Consider the following 20,910-nt stretch of genomic DNA (forward strand, 5'->3'; position numbering starts at 1 on the left):
GTGGCTGGCAACTCGAAGCGCAAGGGCGCCATCAAGAAGACCGGCAAGGGCAACCCCACGGCCGGCTCGGGAGGCCGGGTGCGTCGCGGGCTCGAGGGCAAGGGCCCGACCCCCAAGGCGAAGGACCGGCCCTACCACAAGGCCCACAAGATGGCGGCGCGCGCGGAGAAGGAGAAGGCCAACCGGCCCAAGCGCCGGACGACCTCCGACGCCGAGTGGGCGGCGGGCCGCAACTCCGTCGTCGAGCTGCTGCAGGGCGGCGTGCCCGTCGCCGCCGTCTACGTCGCGGAGGGCGCCGAGCGTGACGGCCGGATGCGCGAGGCGTTCAGGCTGGCCGCCGAGCAGGGCCTGACCATGCTCGAGGTCACCCGCAACGAGATGGACCGGATGACCGGCGGTGCCGTCCACCAGGGCCTCGCCGCCCGCCTGCCGGCGTACGAGTACGCCCACGCCGACGACCTGCTCGACCGCGCGTCGGACAACAAGGAGCCGGCGCTGATCGTCGCGCTCGACCAGGTCACCGACCCGCGCAACCTCGGTGCCGTGATCCGCTCGGCCGCGGGCTTCGGCGCACACGGCGTGCTGATCCCCGAGCGCCGGGCCGCCGGCATGACCGCCTCGGCGTGGAAGACCAGCGCCGGAGCGGCCGCCCGCCTCCCCGTCGCGCAGACGGTCAACCTGACCCGGCAGCTGAAGGCCTACCAGGACGCCGGCTGCATGGTCGTGGGCCTGGCCGCCGACGGCGACCTCTCGCTTCCCGAGCTCGTCGCTCCCGGTGGGCTGGCCGAGGGCCCGCTCGTCGTCGTGGTCGGCTCCGAGGGCAAGGGCCTGGGCCGCCTCGTCGCCGAGACCTGCGACCAGATCGTGTCGATCCCGATGGCCGGTCAGCTGGAGTCGCTCAACGCCGGTGTCGCGGCGTCGGTCGCCCTCTACGCGATCTCGCAGGCCCGCCTGGCGTGAGCTCGCCCCGATGAGCGCATGATGGGCCGACCACGTCGACTGGTGGCTGGTGTCGCGGTCGTCTGCCTGAGCGTCTTGCTCGGGATCGTCGTCGCGGTCTCGCTGTTCCTCACCAGCAGCCGGACGGTCGTGCTGGTGGGCCAGGACACCGTGGTGCGCCCGACCATGACGGGCGACGCGGTCGTCCAGACCGGACCGCTGCTCCCCGACTTCAGGCTCCGTGACGTCGGCTCGGTCGGCGTCACCCTGACGCTGGGCAAGACCGAGGTCGGCTCCGTGGAGGAGCTCGTCGAGCGCTACGGCTTCATCGCCACCGACCCGACCGCCCAGGTCGGCAAGGTCGAGGACGTCGTCGTCGACATGGCGCTCTCCGCCGGGTTGCGTGGCCTCGGCGTCGGCCTGGTGCCGATCGCGTTCTACCTCCTGCTCGGCCGACACCGCCGTGGGCAGCTGTTCCGCGGCCTGCGCACCCGGCAGGGCATCCTCGCCCTCGCCCTCCTCCTCGTCCTGCCCGTGCTGATCTGGCAGCCGTGGGAGTCCTCGGAGGAGACGCAGGAGGAGCAGGGCACCTGGCAGAGCCTGGCCGACTTCGTCGGGTCCGAGGTGACCCTGCCCGAGGAGACCCGCGACATCGAGGTGCGCACCGGACCGGTGACCACCCAGACCAAGCGGCTCGTGCTGAGTGCGATCGACACCTACGACAAGAGCAAGGCGTTCTACACCGCGGCCGCCGAGGGCGCCGCCGACCTCGAGCTGCGCGAGCCCGAGGACGACGAGACGGTTGCGCTCCTCGTGAGCGACCGGCACGACAACATCGGCATGGACCGGGTCGCCCGGGCGATCGGCGAGGCCGCCGGTGCGACGGTCGTCCTGGACGCCGGCGACGACACCTCGACCGGGCAGCCGTGGGAGGCATTCAGCCTGGACTCGCTGGCGGGGACCTTCGAGGACTGGGACCGGTTCGGGGTCGCCGGCAACCACGACCACGGCACGTTCGTCAGCACCTACCTCGCCGACGCCGGGTGGACGATGCTGGACGGCGAGGTCGTCGACGCGCCGTGGGGCGGCACGCTCCTGGGGGTCGACGACCCCCGCTCCAGCGGGCTCGGCAACTGGCGCGACGAGTCGGGGCTCAGCTTCACCGAGGTCGGGACCAGGCTGGCCGACGCCGCCTGCGACGCCGAGGAGCGGATCAGCACGGTCCTCGTGCACGACGCCAACCTCGGCCGCGAGGCCCTCGCCCGCGGGTGCGTGGACCTGGTGGTGGGGGGCCACACGCACGTGCACTCCGGGCCCGACGTGGTCGAGGGCGAGAACGGCGCGACCGGCTACACCTGGACCAACGGCACCACGGGAGGCGCGGCGTACGCCATCGCGGTCGGCAGCAAGCCGCGGCGCGAGGCCGAGGTCAGCCTGGTGACGTACGCCGACGGGCGGCCGACCGGTCTCCAGCTGGTGCGGCTCAACACCGACGGCAGCTGGGTGGTCGGGGAGTGGACCCCGATCACTCCTGCCCCGTGATCGCCTCGTCCGGACGCGCGGTGAGGAAGCGGTCGATGTAGTCGCGCGCGGTCTCGTGGATGTCGACCTGCCGGCCGGCGCGCTCGGAGAGGTACCACCGGTGCTCGAGGATCTCGTGGAAGATCTCGGCGGGCTCGAGCTTGCCGGTCGCGTCGGGCGGGATCATCGCCATGATCGGCTCGAAGATCTGGCCCATCCAGCGGCTCGCGACGAGGTGCTTGTCCTCGCGGCCGAGGTCGAGGGCGGCGGTGAAGGCGGCGATGTCGTTGAGGATGCGCCGGGCCTGGTTGTCCTCGACGCTCATGCCGGTGAGCGCCTGGAGCTCGCGGGTGTGGTGGCCCAGGTCGACGACCTTCGGCTGGATCCGGATGGTGTCGCCGCCGAGGTCGGTGACGATGTCGAGCTCGTCGACGTCGAAGCCGAGGTCGTTGAGCCGCTCGACCCGCTGCTCGATGCGCCACATCTCGTCGACGCGGAACTCCTCGAGGTCGGTGAGCTCGCTCCACAGCGCCTCGTAGCGGGACCGGAGGTGCTCGACGATCTCGAAGCCGTCGATGGGTTGCTGGACCGCACCGCTGGCGCTGAGGTCCATCAGCTCGGCGAAGATGTTCTCGCAGCCGACGGTGATGTCGTACTCCCGCATCCGGTCGCTCACCGCCTCGTGCAGCTCGCCGGTCTCGGCGTCGACGAGGTAGGCCGCGAACTCGCCGGCGTTGCGGCGGAACAGCACGTTGGAGAGCGAGACGTCGCCCCAGTAGAAGCCCGACAGGTGCAGCCGGACGAGGAGCACGACGATGGCGTCGACGAGGACTGGCACGTGCTCGGCCGTCGCGCCGCGGCTGAAGAGGCTGCGGTAGGGCAGCGAGAACTGCAGGTGCCGCGTGATGAGCGCGGCGGGCAGCTCCTGGCCCTCCGCGTCCTCACGGCCGGTGACCACGCCCTGCGGGACGACGGCGGGCATGCCCATCCGCTGGAGGTCGCGCAGCATCCGGTACTCGCGGAACGCGATGTCGTCCTGCGTCTCCTTGACGGCGTACACGCGCTCGCCGAGGCGCACGATCCGCACGATGTGGCGCGACAGGCCGCGCGGCAGCGGGACGACGACGTCGTCGGGCCACTCCTCGAGCGGGGTGTCCCACGGCAGGCCGAGGATGGCCGGGTCGGGCCGGCTGGCGACGATCCGCATGGCCATGACGAGCAACCTACTCTTCGGCGAGCTTCCAGACGTCGAGCCGCGGACCGTCGGTCCCCGGCACCCGTGTGCCGTCGGCGCTCGGCTCGAGGTCGGCGTCGCCGGGCTCCGAGCCGAACAGGTGCTGCCCGCCGGCGACCCGCAGGTCGAACGCGGCGCCGGCCGCGCGGCGCGCGACCACCAGCACCGAGCCCGTCCGGTGCTCGCGCAGGTACGCGATGGTGTCGGCATCGACGTGCGCCCAGCGCAGCCCGCCACGGCGGAGGGCCGGGTGCGCGCGCCGCAGCCGCGCGAGGTCGGCGTACGTCGTCAGCGTGGTGCGGTCCCACTCCTCGGGGCGGTCCCACGGCATGGTGCGGCGCGCGTCCTCGCCGTTGACGCCCTCGAGACCGATCTCGTCGCCGGCGAACACCATCGGAACGCCGGGCAGGGTGAACTGCAGGCCGGCCGCGACCCGGTGCAGCGCGGCGTCGCCCCCGACGACGGTGCGGATGCGCGCGGAGTCGTGCGAGCCGAGGATGTTCCAGCTGCTGGCGGTCGCCCGCCAGCCGAGGGTGCCCTGCCAGGCGCGGAACGTGTCGACCACGGCGGGCCCGTCGCGCCGGGGGACCGGCACCGGACGGCCGAACGCGCGCGCCGGCGAGGCGGGGTCGCGCAGCCAGGACCAGACCGGCCAGGAGAAGCCGGAGTAGTTCATGGTGCCGTGCCAGCCGTCGCCGTCGACGTCGCCGGTCGCGTCGTGGTTGTGCTCGCCGATGACCCACGGGTCCTCGCGCAGCTCGGCCGCGGTGGCGCGCGCGGCCCGCGCGACGTCGTGGGCGACGTCGATGGGGCCGAGCCGTCCGGTCATGTTGGCCACGTCGATGCGCCAGCCGTCGACGTCGTACGGCGGTCGCAGCCAGCGGCCGACCACGGAGTCCGGGCCCTCGACCATCGCGGCGCGGAGGTCGGGGTCGGCGTGGTTGACCTTCGGGAGCGTGCCGTGGCCCATCCAGCAGGCGTAGGTGCCGTCCTCGTCGAAGTAGTAGAACGTGCGATGCGGGTCCTGCGGGTCGTCGGCCGCGGCCAGGAACCACTCGTGGGTGTCGCCGGTGTGGTTGGTGGTGAGGTCGCCGAGGATGCGCCAGCCGCGCTCGTGCACGGCGGTGCTGAGCCGGGCGTACGCCTCGTCGCCACCGAGCAGCGGGTCGACCTCGGTGAAGGTGGTGGCGTTGTAGCGGTGGTTGCTCTCGCCGGGGAAGACCGGGGTCGTGTAGAGGATGTCGGCGCCCACCTCGGCCACGTGGTCGAGGCGCTCGGTGATGCCGTCGAGGTCGCCGCCGTAGAGCTGCATCGGCGTGCGCGGGTCGTCCGGCTCGAAGGCCACCGCCTCGTCCCACGCGGCGGGCAGCGCCCAGTCGGGGCTGGGCCGGCCGTCGGCGGCCGCCGAGCGGGCGAACCGGTCGGGGAAGACCTGGTAGACGACGCCGTCGCGTCCCCAGTCGGGAGCGGCGGGGTGGGCGGCCAGCCGGAAGTCCGCGGAGTCGGGCACGTCGTGCCCGACCAGCCCGGCGCCGGTGAGCCACTCCTGCGACCCGTCGGGCCGCTCGAGCAGGAAGCGGTAGTGGGTCACCGGGTTGTGGACCAGCAGCCCGGCCTCCCACCACGTGGTGGTCCCGTCCGCGCTCGGGTGCATCTCGACGAACACCGGCTCGGCGTCGTACGTCGTGCGCAGCCACATCGCGACCACCGGGTCTGCCTCGCTGGTGCGCACCCGCACCGTGACGGTGTCGCCCAGGGGCGGCGCCTCGTCCGCGACGTGCAGCGGGGAGCCGTCGTGGTGGGGCAGGTCGAGGAGGCTCACGGGGTCCATCCTCGCAGCCACGCGCGCGCTGACTAGGATTGCCGGGCTGTCCGCAGCACGCCGCGTTAGCTCAGGGGTAGAGCACCAATCTTGTAAATTGGGTTGCGAGAGTTCGAATCTCTCACGCGGCTCGGGTGTCGGTGCCCCCCTTCGGGGGTCAGCGGACCTGCTCGACCTCGAACTCGCAGGCCGGCGCGGCGATGGCGTCCTGGGCGGCGATCAGGCGCAGCTCGCGTTCGCCGGAGTCGAGGGTCTCCTTGAGCACGGCGAAGACCGAGGAGGCCGTCCGGGCGAGCGCCTCGGCGGCTGACCCGGTGTCCTTGATGTGGGCGGTGAACAGCGCGGCGGTGATGTCACCCGAGCCGTTGGCCTTCATCGGCAGGCGCGGCGTGGTCACCAGCCAGGCCCCGTCGCCGGTGACGGCCAGCATCTCGATGACGTCCTCGGGAGCGCCCTCGCGGATCACGGAGGTCACCAGCACGGTCGCCGGGCCCAGGGCGCGCACCTCGTCGGCCGCGGCGAGGATGTCGTCGAGCGAGGAGGCGCCGCTGAGCGCGTCGTTGTCGGTGATGAAGCCCAGCTCGAACTGGTTGGGCGTGAGGACGTCCGCCACCGGGATGACCGTCGAGCGGTACTTCGGCGGGATCGCCTGGTTGACGAAGCAGCCGGAGGTCGCGTTGCCCATGACCGGGTCGCACGTGTACGTCGCCGCCGGGTTGGCGGCCTTCACCTGCGCCACCGCGTCGACGATCACGTCGGCGATCTCCGGCGATCCCTGGTAGCCCGAGAGCACCGCGTCGCAGGTCTCGAAGGCGCCCCGCTCGCCGATCCCGGTGACGACCTCGCGGACGTCGTCGGCCGGGATCAGCGGTCCGCGCCAGGCGCCGTAGCCGGTGTGGTTGGAGAAGTTCACCGTCAGCACCGGCCACACCTCGTGGCCGAGGCGCTGGAGCGGGAAGACGGCCGCGGAGTTGCCGACATGGCCGTAGGCGACGTGGGACTGGATCGAGAGGACGCGCACGTCCCGACCTTAGCCCCGGTCCTCAGGCGACTTGCAGGGACCGCTTCGACAGGCCCATCCAGTAGCCGTCGATCACCTGCACCCCCGGCTCGTCGGCCGTCGTCGCGGCACCGAGCGTGACGAAGAGCGGCGTGTAGTGCTCGACCGTCGGGTGGGCGTACGGCATGCCGGGCGCCTTGGCCTTGTAGTCGGACAGCGTGTCGACGTCGCCACGGGTCATCGCGTCGGCGGCCCACAGGTCGAAGTCCTTGCTCCACCCGGGCACGGCCGCGTTGATGCTCCAGTCCTTGAGGAACGGCAGCCCGTGGGTCAGGAAGCCCGACCCGATGATCAGCACGCCCTCGTCGCGCAGCGGGCGCAGCCGCTCGCCGAGCTTCATCAGGCGGTGCGGGTCGTCGGTGGGCAGCGACATCTGCAGGACCGGGATGTCGCCCTTCGGGAACATGATCTTCAGCGGCACCCAGGCGCCGTGGTCGAGCCCGCGGGAGACGTGCTGGTGGACCGGCTCGGTGTCGGGCATCATCGCCGCGACCCGCTGGGCCAGCGCCGAGGCGTCCGGCGTCTCGTAGGTCATCTGGTAGTACTTCGGCGCGAACCCGCCGAAGTCGTAGACGAGCGGCGCGAAGTTCGCGCTCAGGCTCACCGGCGCGGACTCCCAGTGCGCGCTCACGATGAGGATCGCCCTGGGGCGCGGCAGGTCCTTGGCCCAGGCGGCGAGCTGCCCCGACCAGATCGGGTCGTCGAGCAGCGGCGGCGCACCGTGGCCGATGTACAGGGCAGGCATGCGTGCGTTCATGACATCCTCAATAGTACGGGATTCAACTATATTCCCGAGGTAGTCCAGTGGCAACTGGTGGCCTGCGACACGTCCGGACGACCATCTGCCACTGGACTACCGGGGCGGTACGTCGTCGTACGACGGCAGCGTCCAGTCGACGGGCTGCCCACCCTGCTCCTCCAGCAGCTGGTTGACGCGGCTGAAGGGCTTCGAGCCGAAGAACCCACGGCGCGCGCTCAGCGGCGAGGGGTGGACCGACTCGACCGCCGGCACCGCTCCGAGCAGCGGCTTGAGGGACTGCGCGTGCCGCCCCCACAGGATCGCCGCGCACGGGCCGCCCCGCTCGGCCAGCGCCACGATGGCCCGCTCGGTGACGGCCTCCCAGCCCTTGCCCTGGTGGCTGTTGGAGTCGCCGGGCCGCACGGTGAGCGACCGGTTGAGCAGCATCACCCCCTGGTCGGCCCACGCCGACAGGTCGCCGTGCTTGGGCGGGACGACGCCGAGGTCGTCGCGGAGCTCGACGTAGATGTTGACCAGGCTCGGCGGCAGCGGCCACACGTGGCGCTCCACGGCGAAGCTCAGCCCGATCGGATGCGTCGGGTTGGGGTAGGGGTCCTGGCCGACGATGAGCACGCGCACGTCGGCGAGGGGGCGCTCGAACGCCCGGAAGATGCGCTCGGCAGCGGGCTGGTAGCCCCGGCCGGCGGCGTCCTCGTCGCGGAGGAAGCGGCCCATCGCGGCGATCCGGTCGTCGACCGGCGCCAGCGCCGCCGCCCAGTCGGCGGCGACGCGACCCTTCTCGACCAGGCCGGCCAGGGAGCTCATCGCGCCGGCCTCTGCAGCCGGTCGAGGAACGCCTTGAGCAGCGCCTCGCGCATCGCGGGGGAGGCCACGTCGAGCATCGCGTTGACCTCGGCCATCCGGGTCGGCAGCTCGAGGTCGCCCTCCTCCGACGCACCCACCAGCCCGGACGCGGCGAGCAGCCCGTCGAAGTCGTCGTCCCCCAGTGCGGCGGGGTCGAGCGCCTCGATGAAGGCGACCACGCCGGGATCCACCGCCACGGGACCTGCCTCCTGGGCGGCCTTCACCGACTCCCGCAGCGCGTCGCCGAAGTCGTCGACGTGCGCCCGGGTGCCGGCACTCACCGAGAGGTGGATGCTCGGGCCGTGTTCGCCGAAGGACAGCTGCGGCTGGACGTACCACCCCCGCGCGACCAGCTCGTCGGTCAGCGTGAACGGGTCGCACGAGTCGTCGGTCGCCAGCGTGACCAGGGTCGAGTCGGGGTGGACGAGGAGCCGCAGCGCCGGTTCGGCGTCGACGTACGACACGATCGCGTCGACCGCCTCGAACGCCTGGCGGGCGAGGTCGAGGTAGCCCGCGTCGCCGATCTGCTGCACGACCGCCCACGTCCCGGCGATCGGGCCGCCGGACCGCGTCGACTGGGTGGTCGCGTTGAGCATCGTGTAGCCCGGCCACGCCGCGGAGGCGAAGAACTGCGGACGGCGCAGGGCGGCGTCGCGGTGCAGCAGCAGCGAGGTGCCCTTGGGTGCGTAGGCGTACTTGTGCGTGTCGACCGAGACCGAGGTGACGCCCTCGACGGCGAAGGTCCACGGTGGCACCTCGCGCCCGAGGCGGGTGGCGTAGGGCAGCACCCAGCCGCCGATGCAGGCGTCCACGTGGCAGCGGACGCCACGCCCCGCCGCGGCGGCGGCGATCGCGGCGACCGGGTCCACGACCCCGTGGGCGTACGACGGTGCGCTGGCGACGACGAGCACGGTGTCCGCGTCGATCGCGGCCGCCATCGCGTCGGCGTCGGCGCGGAAGTCGGGGCCGACGGGGACGAGGACGGCCTCGACGCCGAAGTAGTGCGCGGCCTTGTGGAAGGCGGCGTGCGCGGTGGACGGCAGCACCATCCGTGGCCGCGCGACCTCCGGACGGCTGTCGCGCGCACCCTGCACGGCCAGCAGGATCGACTCGGTGCCGCCGGAGGTCACCGTGCCGACGGCGGTCGCCGGGGCGTCGAGCAGGCCGCAGGCGAAGCCGACGAGCTCGTTCTCCATCTGCAGCAGCGACGGGAAGGCGGTGGGGTCGAGCGCGTTGGAGGCGGCGTACGCCGCGACGGCCTCGCGCGCGACACGGTCCACCTCGGCGTCGCCGGAGTCGTAGACGTAGGCGAGCGTGCGGCCGCCGTGGACCGGGAGGTCCGCGCCCTGCAGCGCCCGCAGCCGCTCGAGGGGATCGGTCACCGGACAGCTCCTTCCGCGGCCGCCACCTCGGCGGCGTCGAGGGTGTACTGGCGCAGCCACCACAGGCTGAGCACGGTCAGCGCCGCGGGCAGCACCGAGAAGCCGAGGGTGATCGCGGTGAGCGCCGAGTCGGGCTGTGTGATGTCGCGGCCCTCGCTGGACAGGTAGCCGCCCAGCGCGAGGACGACGGCGAACACCGCCGGGCCCAGCGCGAGGCCGAGGGTCTCCCCGGCCGTCCAGACGCCGGTGTAGACGCCGGCCCGGTTCTCCCCGGTGCGCGCCGAGTCGACGGCGGCGGCGTCGGGCAGCATCGCCATCGGGAACACCTGGCAGCCGGCGTAGCCCACTCCCACGAGCGCGGTCGCGGCGAAGACCACCCCGGGTGGGGCGATGCGGGCCGTCGCGGCCAGCACAGCACCCGCCGCCAGGACAAGGGACGCGATCGCGTAGCCGCGCCGCTTGCCGATCCGGGTGCCGACCGCCGTCCACACCGGGGTGAGCAGCAGCGCGGGCCCGACGAAGCAGACGAACAGGACGGTGGCCGCGCCGGTGCTGTCCAGCACCTCGCCGGCCAGGTAGTCGACGCCGGCGAGCATGCAGCCGGTCGCCAGGGCCTGCAGGACGAAGGTGGTCAGCAGCACCCGGAAGTCCCGCGCCTGGCCGACGATCCGCAGCTGCTCGCGCAGCGAGCCGGCGCCCGCCGCGACGGCGCCGATCGGCGCCCGGCGGGTGCCCCACCACGCGCTGAGGACGCCGACGACGATCAGCGTCGCCATCACCACCCCCATCACGCGGTAGCCGTCGCGGCCGCCGACCGCGTCGCGGATGACGGGCGCGGTGGCACCGGCCAGCATGATCGTGAACGCGAGGATCGCGACCCGCCACGTCATCAGCCGGGTCCGCTCGTCGTACGACGTGGTGATCTCCGCGGGCATGGCGACGTAGGGCACCTGGAAGAACGCGTACGCCGACGCCGCGAGCACGAAGAAGACCAGCACCCACCCGGCCTCGAGCGTGGAGCTGTCCAGGTCGGGGGCGGCGAAGATCAGCGCGAAGGCCCCGGCCAGCATCAGACCGGCCCGGATCAGCCAGGGCCGGCGGGGCCCGGCGGGATCGGCCGTCCGGTCGCTGACGCGGCCGGCGATCGGGTTGAGAACGACGTCCCACGCCTTCGGGAGGAACACCACGACCCCCGCCCACAGCGCGGCGATGCCCAGCTCGTCGGTGAGGTAGGGGAGAAGCATCAGCCCGGGGACGGTGCCGAACGCTCCCGTCGCGACCGACCCGCTGCCGTAGCCGATCCGCACGCCGCGCGGCAGCCGCGCGGCCTCGCCGCGGGAGGTGGCCGTCGTCATCGCGGGCCCAGGGCCCGCGAGCCCGCGGAGCCGTAGCGTCGGGTCGGGTTCGTGCCGATGGCGCCGGCCGAGGCCGCCTTCTTCGCGGACGTCTTCTTCGCGGCCGTTTTCTTGGCCGGTGCCTTCTTCGCGGGAGCCTTCTTCGCTGGGGCCTTCTTCGCGGGGGCCTTCTTCGCGCCCGTCTTCCTGGCAGGGGCCTTCCGGGCCGCCTTCTCCTGCGCGGCGGGAGCCCGGCCCGACCACGCGGCGACCCACTCGTCGATGACCGTCCAGGTCGTCCCGCGCGCGGCGCGCCCGGTGAGCATGCCGAGGTGGCCCCCGGGGACCACCTCGAAGCGCACCTGCTCGGAGCCCGACAGCAGCGGCACCACGGCACGTACGGCGGGCAGCGGGGCGATCCCGTCGGTGTTGCCGGCGAACACCAGCACCGGGACGGTGATCGCGGCCAGGTCGATGGTGCGGTCGCCGACCTCCATCCGGCCCGTCGCGAGCGCGTTGCCCTTCACGAAGCGGTGGTAGAGCTGACCGAAGGTGCGTCCGGGGTAGGCGGTCATGCTGGACATGAAGCGGGTGACCGCCTCGAGCTGGGCGAGGTAGTCGGTGTCGTCGAGGTGGGTGAGCACCGCGAGCGGCTTGGTGACCAACTTCTGGGCCGAGGCGGCGGTGAAGGCCCAGTTGACCAGGGGCACCGGCACGCCGCCCAGCGCGCGGTAGGCGCGGGTGATGGCCCCACGCCCCTGGGTCAGGTTGAGCAGCGGCCGCACCGGCGCGACGAGAGGGACCTTGGTGACGTCGACGGGCGAGCCGATGACCGTCAGCGAGGCGATCGGCAGGTCGTTGCGGTCGGCGGCCACGAGCATCGCGAAGATGCCCCCGAGGCTCCACCCCACCAGGTGCACGCCGCGACTACCGGAGTGCTCGTGGACCGTCCGGACCGCCTCGGGCAGGACCTCGTCGACCCAGTGCTCGACACCCAGCGCGCGGTTCTTGAACGAGACCTGCCCGTACTCCACGAGGTACGTCGGCCGGCCCTGCGCCACGAGGTGCTCGACCAGCGAGCAGTCGCGTCGCAGGTCGAAGCACAGCGCCGGCGCGGCGAGCGGCGTCACGAGCAGCACCGGGTCGCCGGTCTCCTCCACGCCCTTGGCCGGGCGGTAGTGGTAGACCTCGCGCAGCTCCCCGTCGTCGATCAGCGTGCGCGGCATCGGCCGCAGGTCGGCCAGGCCGCCGTAGAGCAGGGTGTGCGCGACGTTTCCGGCCGCCGAGACCACCTGATCGGGCGTGGGGATCAGATCCATGGATGAAATCTACGGGCAGGTGCATCCACTGCGGGGCCTCGGCCGGAGAAGGGTGCGACAGGGCGCCACCCGGTGCCCCCGACGGAAGGACTGCCCCATGAAGCGTCGCGTTCCCGCCCTCCTGGCCGCCTCGGCCCTCGCCCTCGGCGCGGTACAGGCCACGGCCCCCGCGGCCAGCGCCAAGGCCGCAGGCGAGGACAGCCTCGCCGCACTGCTGACGTCGGACGGCGACCAGTTCGACAAGAACAAGCGTGACTTCGACATCGTCACCGAGGCGGCCCTCGCCGTGGTCGCCGCCAAGCCCGACTCCCCGGTCGGCCTGCTCGCCGACGGCTCCAAGCGCCTGACGGTCTTCGCGCCCACCGACGAGGCCTTCCGCCTGCTGGCCAAGGACCTGACCGGCCAGACCATCCGGAGCGAGAAGAAGATCTTCGAGTCGCTCGTGGCCCTCGCGGGTGTCGACACCATCGAGACGGTGCTGCTCTACCACGTGGTGCCGGGCAAGACCCTGACCAGCAACAAGGTGCTCAAGGCCAACGGCGCCAAGCTGATGACGGCCGCCGGCGAGTCCGTCAAGGTCCGGGTCCGCACCAAGCCCTCGGTCTCGATCACGCTCAAGGACAAGGACCGCAACGACCAGGACCCGCAGGTCGTGCTCAAGGCGATCGACCTGAACAAGGGCAACAAGCAGGTCGCGCACGGCATCGACCGCGTGCTGCGCCCGATCGACCTCTGATCCGGCAGCACGTGTCCTGACGGGTGGGGAACGACGATGACGGTCGTCCCGTTCCCCACCCGCACGGGCCGCCGGTACGGTGACCGCGTGGTCACCGGTGTGGCGTTCGAGGGCGAGCAGGACGAGTACGTCCGCTCCGTCGCCGCGCGCCTGGTCGCCGGGGAGGAGTCGGCCCTGGAGGAGATCTACGACCGGTGGTCCGCCCTGGTCCACACCTACGCCCTGCGGGCGCTGGGCGACCCCCACGACGCGGAGGAGGCCACCCAGCAGGTCTTCATCAGCGCGTGGCGCAGCCGGCACACGCTGACCCCCAGCCCGTCGGCGCTCCCGGCCTGGCTGCTGGGCATCGCCCGGCACAAGGTCGCCGACATCCGGGCCGCGCGGGCGCGTGACGCCGCCAAGGTCGCCGCCGCCACCACGCTCCCCGAGGCGCAGCAGGTCGAGGCCGAGCCCGCCGACCGCGCGCTCGCCGACCGGCTGGTCGTGCGGCAGGCGGTGCAGGACCTGCCCGACCCGCGCCGCACCATCCTGTTCCTCGCGTTCTGGGAGGAGCGCAGCCACGCCGAGATCGCGGAGACCACGGGCCTCCCGCTCGGCACCGTCAAGAGCCATGTCCGTCGCGGACTGGTCCAGATCCACCAGCAGCTCGAGGGGGTGCGCGGTGACGCACGCTGACCCGCACGTCGACCTCGACGACCTCGCCGGCCTCGCCCTCGACAACACCCTCGACGGCGCCGGCGACGAGGTGCGTCGCCACGTCGCGTCGTGCGCCGACTGCAGCGCCCTGCTGGCCGCCCTCACCGAGGCCCGCTCCCTCACCGGGGAGGGTCCGCTCGTCGCGCCGCCGGCGCGGGTGCGCGAGGAGGTGCTCGCGCACGTCCGGGGCGACGGGTCGGCGGCGGGCCCGGTCGCCGAGCCCATCCCGCTCCCCGTCGGCGACCGGACGCAGGCGCGCCCGTCACGCCGTGGCGTGCCGGCCTGGGTGGCCGGTCTCGCCGCGGGCATCGCGCTGGTGGCAGGCCTCGGGCTCGGACGCCTGACCGTCGGTGATCCCGAGACGCCCGAGGCCACCGACCCGCCCGGCCCGACCGGCACGGTGGTGGCGGCTGCCGACCTGACCGCGCTCGACAGCGACGCCCCGCGCGGCGAGGCGAGCGCCGTACGCTCCGACGACACCGTGACGCTGCGGGTCTCGGCGCGCGAGCTCGGCGACGAGGACGGCTTCCACGAGGTCTGGCTGATCAACGTCGACGGCACCCGGATGGTCGCGCTCGGCGTGCTCGCCCCGGGCGACGTCGGCGAGTTCGACGTGCCGCAGGGCCTCATCGACGAGGGCTACCGGATCGTCGACATCTCGGTCGAGCCCGACGACGGCGACCCCACCCACTCGGGTGTGAGCCTCGCGCGTGGGGAGCTCGCCTAGCCCCCGACAGCCTCGACATCGCGGGCCCGGAGGGCTAGGAACGACCCATGAGGTGGAGGTACGCGATCCTGGGCGGCACCGCTGCGGCGGCAGCCGTCACGACGGTGCACGACCTGACGCAGACCAGGCACGCGATCATCCGCAACTTCCCGATCGTGGGGCACGCCCGCTTCTTCCTCGAGAGGTTCGGCCCCGAGCTGCGGCAGTACATCGTCACCAACAACGACGAGGAGCGCCCGTTCAGCCGCGACCAGCGGCGCTGGGTCTACGCCAGCTCCAAGCTGGAGAACAACTACTTCGGGTTCGGCACCGACAACGACCTCGAGAACGGCGAGGGCTACCCGATCATCAAGCACCGCACCTTCACCGGTCCCGGCGCCGCGACCATGCCGCACGCGCAGGAGGAGATCGTGATGCCCTGCGCCAAGGTGCTCGGCGCGGCCCGCGGGCGTACGCACGCCTTCCGGCCGGGCTCGGTCGTCAACATCTCGGGGATGAGCTTCGGCTCGCTGTCGGGCAAGGCGATCGAGTCGCTCAACAAGGGCGCCGCCATGGCCGGCTGCCTGCAGAACACCGGCGAGGGGGCGCTCTCGCCGCACCACCGGCACGGCGGCGAGATCGTCTTCCAGATCGGCACGTCCTACTTCGGCTGCCGTGACGAGCACGGCCGCTTCGACATGCAGCGGCTGGTCGACCTCGTCCAGTCGGCTCCGGTGCGGGCCATCGAGGTCAAGCTGAGCCAGGGCGCCAAGCCCGGGCTCGGCGGCATGCTGCCCGGCGGCAAGGTGAGCAAGGAGATCGCCGAGATCCGCGGCATCCCCGAGGGGGTCGACTGCGCCTCTCCCAGCCGGCACACGGTCTTCCACGACGTCGACTCGATGCTCGACTTCGTCGAGGCGGTGGCGCAGGCGACCGGCCTGCCCGTCGGCATCAAGTCGGCCGTCGGCAACCTGACCATGTGGGACGAGCTCGTCGCCGAGATGTCGAGCGGCGCGCGGGGCGTCGACTTCGTCAACATCGACGGCGGCGAGGGCGGCACCGGCGCCGCGCCGATGATCTTCGCCGACTCGGTGGCCTACCCCTTCCGGATCGGCTTCGCCGAGGTCTACCGGCGCTTCGCCGCGGCGGGGATCGCCGACGACGTCGTCTTCGTCGGAGCCGGCAAGCTCGGCATCCCGGAGAACGCCGTCGTGGCCTTCGCGCTCGGCGTCGACATGGTCAACGTCGGCCGCGAGGCGATGATGTCGATCGGCTGCATCCAGGCGCAGAAGTGCCACACCGACCACTGCCCCGTGGGGGTGGCCACGCAGAACCCGCGCTACACCCGCGGTCTCGACGTCAGCCTCAAGAGCGTCCGGGCTGCCAACTACATCCGCTCGATCCGCCGCGACCTGCTCAAGGTCTCGGAGGCCGTCGGCGTCGTGCACCCCGGCCTCATCGCCCCGCGGGACATCGACATCCTCGACGGCACCCGCGTCGCGCGCGGCCTCGCCGAGAACTACGGCTACGACCCCGCGTGGCACCGCCTCGCGCCGCAGCTGGTCAAGGAGATCGAGGAGATCATGGTGGCGCAGGACGCCACCACGCCCTCCGAGGCGCCCGCCTGAGGCGTCACCGCGAGGGGGTCGGCCGCACCGTCTTGTCGTGGTGCCCGGGCAGCGAGGCGAGCTCCTCGAGGAAGTCCCGCGCCCACTTGGCGACGTCGTTCTGGACCACGGTCTTGCGCAGCGCGCGCATCCGGCGGCCGGTCTCCTTTCCGTCCGCGGCGTAGGCCTCGAGGAGGGCTGCCTTCATGCCGTCGATGTCGTAGGGGTTGACCAGCCACGCCTGGCGTAGCTCCGAAGCGGCGCCGGCGAACTCCGAGAGGACGAGCGCGCCGTCGTTGTCGAACCGGCAGGCGACGTACTCCTTGGCGACGAGGTTCATCCCGTCGCGGAAGGGGGTGACGACCATGATGTCGGCGGCACGGTAGAAGGCCGCCATCTCCTCGCGCGGGTAGGAGTTGTGGAGGTAGGAGATCGCGGGCCGGCCGATCAGGCCGTGGTCGCCGTTGATCCGCCCCACCAGGCGCTCGATGTCGTCGCGGAGGATGCGGTACTGCTCGACCCGCTCGCGCGACGGGGTGGCGACCTGCACGAAAACGGCGTCCTCGACGTCGAGGTGGCCGTCGCGGACCAGCTCGCCGAAGGCACGCAGTCGGGAGTAGATGCCCTTGGTGTAGTCGAGCCGGTCGACGCCGAGGAAGATCTTCTTCGGGTGGCCCAGTGCCTCCCGGATCTCCGCGGCGCGCTTCTCCACGCTCTCCGAGCGCGCCAGCTCCTCGAAGCCGGCGGTGTCGATCGAGATCGGGAAGGCGGTCGCCTTCACCGGGCGACCGTCGGGGAGGTAGATGGTGTCGCGGTGGGTCTTGTGGCCCACCCGGCTGCGGACGAGGCGTACGAAGTTGGCCGCGGCCCCCGGCAGCTGGAAGCCGATCAGGTCGGCACCCAGCAGCCCCTCCAGGATCTGGCGGCGCCACGGCAGCTGCGAGAAGAGCTCTGCGGGCGGGAAGGGGATGTGGAGGTAGAAGCCGATGCGCAGGTCGGGGCGCTGCTCGCGCAGCATCTGCGGCACCAGCTGGAGCTGGTAGTCCTGCACCCACACGGTCGCGTGGTCGGCGGCGACCTCGGCGGCGCGGTCGGCGAAGCGCTGGTTGACCGCGACGTAGGAGTCCCACCACTCGCGGTGGAACTCGGGCTTGGCGACGACGTCGTGGTAGAGCGGCCAGAGGGTGCCGTTGGAGAAGCCCTCGTAGAACTCCTCGACCTCCTGCGCGCTCAGCGCGACCGGGACGAGCGACAGGCCGTCCTCGACGAAGGGCTCGAAGTCGTCGTCCGCCGAGCCCGGCCAGCCGATCCAGGCGCCGTCGTTGGCGCGCATCACCGGCTCGAGGGCCGAGACGAGCCCGCCGGGGGAGCGGCGCCACGAGACCTCGCCGTCCGGCAGGCGGACGCGGTCCACCGGAAGCCGGTTGGCCACGATCACGAGGTCTGCCTGCGGGTTCCTGGTCACGCCCCGACCCTAGCGAGGCCCGGTGACGCACAACCCACCCTGCGGTGCCTGTCCGGGTGGACGAGGTCCAATGCCGGAGGTCGCGGTGGTTTGTCCAGACGACTCGCCGGAGGCGAATGACATCGTTGTCGTTCGTCGCCTAGACTGACCCCAGTCCACTCGCCTCGGGTGGACGTGGGGTCGACGAGGAGAGTCACATGGACGCAGCGAAGCACATCGCAGCCGAGCAGGAGACTGTTGCCGGGCTGAGCCAGCGCGACCGCGAGATCCTCGAGTTCGAGCGTCACTGGTGGAAGTACGCCGGCGCCAAGGAGCAGGCGGTCCGCGAGAAGTTCGACATGTCCTCCACCCGCTACTACCAGGTCCTCAACGCGCTCATCGACCGCCCCGAGGCCCTGGAGGCCGACCCGCTGCTGGTCCGCCGCCTGCGCCGGCTGCGTGCCTCGCGCCAGCGCCAGCGCTCGGCCCGCCGCCTCGGCTTCGAGATCTGACCACCACTCACGGATCGGCTTCCCTTCCCCATGGCCTCCTTCCCCAGCCCGGGCCGCCCCTCCCTCCGTCGTCGTGACGAGCAGGGCGTCGCCTTCCCGTCCCCTCTCGTGATGCTGTCGGTCGTCGCCGTCGCGATGGCCTCCATCACCTTCTTCGCCACCCGTGACGAGGCGCCGACCGAGCGCCGCGTCGACACCGCGACCATCGCCAGCGCCGACCAGTCGCCGAGCGCGGAGCCGACGCCGAGCGCCACGCCGGAGCCGAAGCCCGAGCCGCGGATCAAGCGCGGCGAGGTCTACGTCGAGGTCTTCAACAACTCCGGCGTCAAGGGTCTCGCCGCCGGCACGGCCACCAAGGCCACGCAGGTCGGGTGGGCGGTCGTCGGTGAGGACAACTGGTACGGCGTCATCCCGACGACGACCGTCTACTACCCCCCGCGCCTCAAGGCCGCCGGCAAGCAGCTGGCCCTCGACCTCGGCATCAAGCGCACGGCGCCCGCCGTGGGCGTGATGAAGCGCGACCGGCTCACGGTCATCCTCACGACCGACGCCCCTCGCTGACCGCACGGATCCGGGACGGTTCTGCGGCCGTCGGCGTCGCGTGGTTGGGTGATCCCATGGAGTTCACCTCCGCCGCGGCGCGCGAGCACTACGACGCCGTGCGCGACGTCCTCGACGGTGTCGTGATCGGGCTCGACTTCGACGGCACCCTGTCCCCGGTGGTCGACGACCCCGAGGCGGCGCGCCTGCACCCGGCCGCGCCCGGGGTGCTGCTCGAGCTGGCCGAGGTCGTGCGCGCGGTCGCGGTGATCACCGGCCGGCCCGCCCGACAGGCGATCGCGATGGGCGACCTCGACGCGCTGGGCAACGCCATGCTCGACCGCGGCGCCGAGCTCTTCGTCTTCGGCCAGTACGGCAACGAGCGGTGGTCGGCCACCGAGCAGCGCATCCTCTCGCCGCGACCCCCGGCCGGCCTGGCGAGCTTCGAGCGCGAGCTGCCCAGCGTGCTGCGCCGGGCCGACGCCGCCGACGCCTACATCGAGGAGAAGGGCCTCGCGGTCGCCGTGCACACCCGCCGGATGGCCGACCCGGCCGCCGCCTTCGAGCGCATCGTCGCGCCCCTCTCGACCCTCGCCGAGCGCCACCACCTCACCATCGAGCCCGGACGCAACGTCGTCGAGGTGCGCTCCGGCGAGATGCACAAGGGCCAGGCCGTCCGCACGTTCGTCCGGGAGCAGGAGGCCACGGGCGTCATCTTCGGCGGCGATGACCTCGGCGACATCGAGGCGTTCGAGGCCGTCCGCGACCTGCGCGAGGAGGGCCTCCCGGGCCTGGTGATCTGCTCCGCCTCCACCGAGCAGCCCGACCTCGTCGACCTCGCGGACCTCGTCGTCGACGGCCCGGCCGGCGTCGTCGACGTCCTCCGCGAGCTGCTCCACCAGCGCTGACCCGGACCGACCTTCCACATCGTGGAATCGGTGTGCACATCGTGAGACGCCCGCCTAGGCTGGTCCTGCTCATCACGAGGGACTGAGGGAACGGCCCGTTGAAGTCCCGGCAACCACCCATGAGCCTCCTGTCCGGAGCACTCCGGCAGTCATGGGAGCAGGTGCCAAATCCGGCCCACGCGAAAGTCGCGGGGACAGATGAGAAGGAGGACTTCATGAGCACCCTGCTGGACGAGAGCACGTCGGCCACCCCGTCGAAGGGCCTGCGCGAGGGTGCCTTCGGCAACGCCCGCGCCCTGGCCTGCCGCGAGTGCGGCCACGAGGTCGCACTGGGGCCGTCGTACGCCTGTCCCGAGTGTTTCGGGCCACTGGAGGTGGCCTACGACTTCCCGACGGTGACCCGCGAGGAGATCGCCGCCGGACCCCGCAACATCTGGCGCTACAAGGCGCTGCTGCCGGTGCCGACCGACATCGAGCAGAGCCCCAACACCGAGCCCGGCTTCACCCGGCTGCTCGAGGCCCGCAACCTCGGCCGCGAGCTCGGCATCGACAAGCTCTGGGTCAAGGACGACTCGACCAACCCGACCAACTCCTTCAAGGACCGGGTCGTGGCGTGCGCACTCAGCGCGGCCCGCGAGCTCGACGCCAAGGTCTTCGCCTGCCCCTCGACGGGCAACCTGGCCAACGCCGTCGCCGCCGCCGGTGCCCGCGCCGGGATCACGACCGTGGTCTTCATCCCGAGCAACCTCGAGAAGCCCAAGCAGGTCAACTCCGCGGTCTACACCGACCGCCTCGTCGCCGTCGACGGCAACTACGACGACGTCAACAAGCTCGCCTCCGAGATCGCCGGCGAGGAGGAGGGCTGGGCGTTCGTCAACGTCAACGTGCGGCCCTTCTACGCCGAGGGCTCCAAGACGCTGGGCTACGAGATCGCCGAGCAGCTCGGCTGGCGGCTGCCCGACCAGATCGTCATCCCGGTCGCGTCCGGCTCGCAGCTCACCAAGGTCGACAAGGCCTTCCAGGAGCTGATCACGCTCGGCCTCGTCGAGGACAAGCCCTACAAGGTCTTCGGCGCCCAGGCCACCGGTTGCTCGCCGGTCTCGGTGGCCTACAAGGCGGGCACCGACGCGATCCGCCCGGTCAAGCCCGACACGATCGCCAAGAGCCTGGCCATCGGCAACCCCGCCGACGGCATCTACGTCCTCGACATCTGTCGGCGCTCCGGCGGCGCGGTCGAGGACATCGACGACGACGCCGTCCGCGAGGGCATCCTGCTGCTGGCCCGCACCGAGGGGATCTTCACCGAGACCGCAGGCGGCACGACCGTGGGCGTGCTGAAGAAGCTCGTCGAGACCGGGCAGCTCGACACCTCGCTGGAGACCGTCGTCATCAACACCGGCATGGGCCTCAAGACCCTCGACGCGGTCGCCGACCAGGTCGGCCCCGCCGCCACCATCGCACCCAGTTATGACGCCTTCGTGGCGTCCAACGTCCTCTGAGCGCACTCTGGTGGAGCGTCTGCCGCGTTGTCGGCGCTTGACGACCCG

General features: G+C 72.2%; 19 protein-coding genes, 1 tRNA gene and 1 riboswitch. Of the genes, 11 read left to right on the forward strand and 9 right to left on the reverse strand.

Features of this window, described 5'->3' with window-relative positions; genetic code table 11:
- On the forward strand, positions 1–960 hold the full coding sequence (gene rlmB, locus ACE3QY_RS04400) for a 23S rRNA (guanosine(2251)-2'-O)-methyltransferase RlmB (RefSeq protein ID WP_374454781.1): 960 nt from the start codon (positions 1–3) through the stop codon (positions 958–960).
- A gap of 21 nt (positions 961–981) precedes the next feature.
- The gene (locus ACE3QY_RS04405) at positions 982–2,481 is read left to right on the forward strand and encodes a metallophosphoesterase (protein ID WP_374454782.1); all 1,500 of its coding nucleotides are present in this window, start codon (positions 982–984) and stop codon (positions 2,479–2,481) included.
- On the opposite strand, the gene ACE3QY_RS04410 is transcribed toward ACE3QY_RS04405, so the two are convergent.
- Positions 2,465–3,673, reverse strand: a complete 1,209-nt coding sequence (locus ACE3QY_RS04410) for a DUF4032 domain-containing protein (RefSeq protein ID WP_374454783.1) — start codon at positions 3,671–3,673, stop codon at positions 2,465–2,467. The two genes, ACE3QY_RS04405 and ACE3QY_RS04410, sit on opposite strands and share 17 nt — an antisense overlap.
- Before the next feature lie 10 nt (positions 3,674–3,683).
- Positions 3,684–5,516, reverse strand: coding sequence for a glycoside hydrolase family 13 protein (locus ACE3QY_RS04415; protein ID WP_374454784.1), 1,833 nt, complete (start codon positions 5,514–5,516; stop codon positions 3,684–3,686).
- A gap of 59 nt (positions 5,517–5,575) precedes the next feature.
- On the opposite strand from ACE3QY_RS04415, the gene ACE3QY_RS04420 reads away from it, so the two are divergent.
- Positions 5,576–5,647: transfer RNA gene (locus tag ACE3QY_RS04420), tRNA-Thr, on the forward strand.
- Between the two features lie 26 nt (positions 5,648–5,673).
- Here the strand turns inward: ACE3QY_RS04420 and pdxY are convergent.
- The 6 genes from pdxY to ACE3QY_RS04450 form a co-directional block, all read right to left on the reverse strand.
- Entirely contained in the window at positions 5,674–6,537 is an 864-nt protein-coding gene (gene pdxY / locus ACE3QY_RS04425) for a pyridoxal kinase PdxY (RefSeq protein ID WP_374454785.1), read from the reverse strand.
- A gap of 22 nt (positions 6,538–6,559) precedes the next feature.
- Complete coding sequence (locus tag ACE3QY_RS04430; protein ID WP_374454786.1) at positions 6,560–7,321, reverse strand: dioxygenase; 762 nt, start codon at positions 7,319–7,321, stop codon at positions 6,560–6,562.
- A gap of 108 nt (positions 7,322–7,429) precedes the next feature.
- Entirely contained in the window at positions 7,430–8,140 is a 711-nt protein-coding gene (locus ACE3QY_RS04435) for a uracil-DNA glycosylase (RefSeq protein WP_374454787.1), read from the reverse strand.
- Positions 8,137–9,561, reverse strand: a complete 1,425-nt coding sequence (locus tag ACE3QY_RS04440) for an aspartate aminotransferase family protein (RefSeq protein WP_374454788.1) — start codon at positions 9,559–9,561, stop codon at positions 8,137–8,139. Before ACE3QY_RS04440 ends, ACE3QY_RS04435 begins: the two co-directional genes overlap by 4 nt.
- Entirely contained in the window at positions 9,558–10,916 is a 1,359-nt protein-coding gene (locus tag ACE3QY_RS04445) for an MFS transporter (RefSeq protein ID WP_374454789.1), read from the reverse strand. The genes ACE3QY_RS04440 and ACE3QY_RS04445 overlap by 4 nt, the downstream gene beginning before the upstream one ends.
- Positions 10,913–12,214, reverse strand: a complete 1,302-nt coding sequence (locus ACE3QY_RS04450; protein WP_374454790.1) for an alpha/beta fold hydrolase — start codon at positions 12,212–12,214, stop codon at positions 10,913–10,915. Before ACE3QY_RS04450 ends, ACE3QY_RS04445 begins: the two co-directional genes overlap by 4 nt.
- 97 nt (positions 12,215–12,311) lie before the next feature.
- Between ACE3QY_RS04450 and ACE3QY_RS04455 the strand changes: the two genes are divergently transcribed.
- The 4 genes from ACE3QY_RS04455 to ACE3QY_RS04470 are packed head-to-tail and all read left to right on the forward strand — an operon-like array spanning position 12,312 to position 15,980.
- A complete protein-coding gene (locus ACE3QY_RS04455) occupies positions 12,312–12,950 on the forward strand; it encodes a fasciclin domain-containing protein (RefSeq protein WP_374454791.1) in 639 nt (212 codons plus the stop codon).
- A 36-nt stretch (positions 12,951–12,986) separates the two neighbouring features.
- Positions 12,987–13,625 (forward strand): RNA polymerase sigma factor, encoded by a 639-nt coding sequence (locus tag ACE3QY_RS04460; protein ID WP_374454792.1) that lies wholly within the window; start codon positions 12,987–12,989, stop codon positions 13,623–13,625.
- A complete protein-coding gene (locus tag ACE3QY_RS04465; protein WP_374454793.1) occupies positions 13,612–14,373 on the forward strand; it encodes an anti-sigma factor in 762 nt (253 codons plus the stop codon). The genes ACE3QY_RS04460 and ACE3QY_RS04465 overlap by 14 nt, the downstream gene beginning before the upstream one ends.
- Before the next feature lie 47 nt (positions 14,374–14,420).
- Positions 14,421–15,980, forward strand: a complete 1,560-nt coding sequence (locus ACE3QY_RS04470) for a glutamate synthase-related protein (RefSeq protein WP_374454794.1) — start codon at positions 14,421–14,423, stop codon at positions 15,978–15,980.
- A 4-nt stretch (positions 15,981–15,984) separates the two neighbouring features.
- On the opposite strand, the gene ACE3QY_RS04475 is transcribed toward ACE3QY_RS04470, so the two are convergent.
- Positions 15,985–17,424, reverse strand: a complete 1,440-nt coding sequence (locus ACE3QY_RS04475; RefSeq protein WP_374454795.1) for a trehalose-6-phosphate synthase — start codon at positions 17,422–17,424, stop codon at positions 15,985–15,987.
- A 197-nt stretch (positions 17,425–17,621) separates the two neighbouring features.
- Here ACE3QY_RS04475 and ACE3QY_RS04480 point away from each other — a divergent pair, with 197 nt between their 5' ends.
- The 4 genes from ACE3QY_RS04480 to thrC all read left to right on the forward strand — a co-directional run bounded on the left by ACE3QY_RS04480 (position 17,622) and on the right by thrC (position 20,862).
- A complete protein-coding gene (locus tag ACE3QY_RS04480) occupies positions 17,622–17,915 on the forward strand; it encodes a DUF3263 domain-containing protein (RefSeq protein WP_374454796.1) in 294 nt (97 codons plus the stop codon).
- Positions 17,916–17,945: 30 nt separating this feature from the next.
- Entirely contained in the window at positions 17,946–18,476 is a 531-nt protein-coding gene (locus tag ACE3QY_RS04485; protein ID WP_374454797.1) for a LytR C-terminal domain-containing protein, read from the forward strand.
- Between the two features lie 56 nt (positions 18,477–18,532).
- Positions 18,533–19,363 carry a trehalose-phosphatase gene (gene otsB / locus ACE3QY_RS04490; RefSeq protein ID WP_374454798.1) on the forward strand — a complete coding sequence of 277 codons (831 nt, stop codon included), beginning with the start codon at positions 18,533–18,535 and terminating at the stop codon, positions 19,361–19,363.
- Positions 19,364–19,429: 66 nt separating this feature from the next.
- Positions 19,430–19,568, forward strand: a riboswitch (SAM riboswitch).
- 10 nt (positions 19,569–19,578) lie between these two features.
- Entirely contained in the window at positions 19,579–20,862 is a 1,284-nt protein-coding gene (thrC, locus tag ACE3QY_RS04495) for a threonine synthase (protein ID WP_374454799.1), read from the forward strand.
- Positions 20,863–20,910 lie beyond the last annotated feature (48 nt).

Source organism: Nocardioides sp. (assembly GCF_041913365.1).
Taxonomy (GTDB): Bacteria; Actinomycetota; Actinomycetes; order Propionibacteriales; family Nocardioidaceae; genus Nocardioides.

Bases quoted from the DNA above. Each gene is read 5' to 3' on its own strand.
- ACE3QY_RS04410 (WP_374454783.1), bottom strand. From the start codon at position 3,673: ATGGCCATGCGGATCGTCGCCAGCCGGCCCGACCCGGCCATCCTCGGC.
- otsB (WP_374454798.1), top strand. From the start codon at position 18,533: ATGGAGTTCACCTCCGCCGCGGCGCGCGAGCACTACGACGCCGTGCGC.
- ACE3QY_RS04460 (WP_374454792.1), top strand. From the start codon at position 12,987: ATGACGGTCGTCCCGTTCCCCACCCGCACGGGCCGCCGGTACGGTGAC.
- ACE3QY_RS04435 (WP_374454787.1), bottom strand. From the start codon at position 8,140: ATGAGCTCCCTGGCCGGCCTGGTCGAGAAGGGTCGCGTCGCCGCCGAC.
- thrC (WP_374454799.1), top strand. From the start codon at position 19,579: ATGAGCACCCTGCTGGACGAGAGCACGTCGGCCACCCCGTCGAAGGGC.
- ACE3QY_RS04480 (WP_374454796.1), top strand. From the start codon at position 17,622: ATGGACGCAGCGAAGCACATCGCAGCCGAGCAGGAGACTGTTGCCGGG.
- ACE3QY_RS04455 (WP_374454791.1), top strand. From the start codon at position 12,312: ATGAAGCGTCGCGTTCCCGCCCTCCTGGCCGCCTCGGCCCTCGCCCTC.
- ACE3QY_RS04450 (WP_374454790.1), bottom strand. From the start codon at position 12,214: ATGGATCTGATCCCCACGCCCGATCAGGTGGTCTCGGCGGCCGGAAAC.
- ACE3QY_RS04470 (WP_374454794.1), top strand. From the start codon at position 14,421: ATGAGGTGGAGGTACGCGATCCTGGGCGGCACCGCTGCGGCGGCAGCC.
- ACE3QY_RS04430 (WP_374454786.1), bottom strand. From the start codon at position 7,321: ATGCCTGCCCTGTACATCGGCCACGGTGCGCCGCCGCTGCTCGACGAC.
- ACE3QY_RS04445 (WP_374454789.1), bottom strand. From the start codon at position 10,916: ATGACGACGGCCACCTCCCGCGGCGAGGCCGCGCGGCTGCCGCGCGGC.
- ACE3QY_RS04405 (WP_374454782.1), top strand. From the start codon at position 982: ATGGGCCGACCACGTCGACTGGTGGCTGGTGTCGCGGTCGTCTGCCTG.
- ACE3QY_RS04485 (WP_374454797.1), top strand. From the start codon at position 17,946: ATGGCCTCCTTCCCCAGCCCGGGCCGCCCCTCCCTCCGTCGTCGTGAC.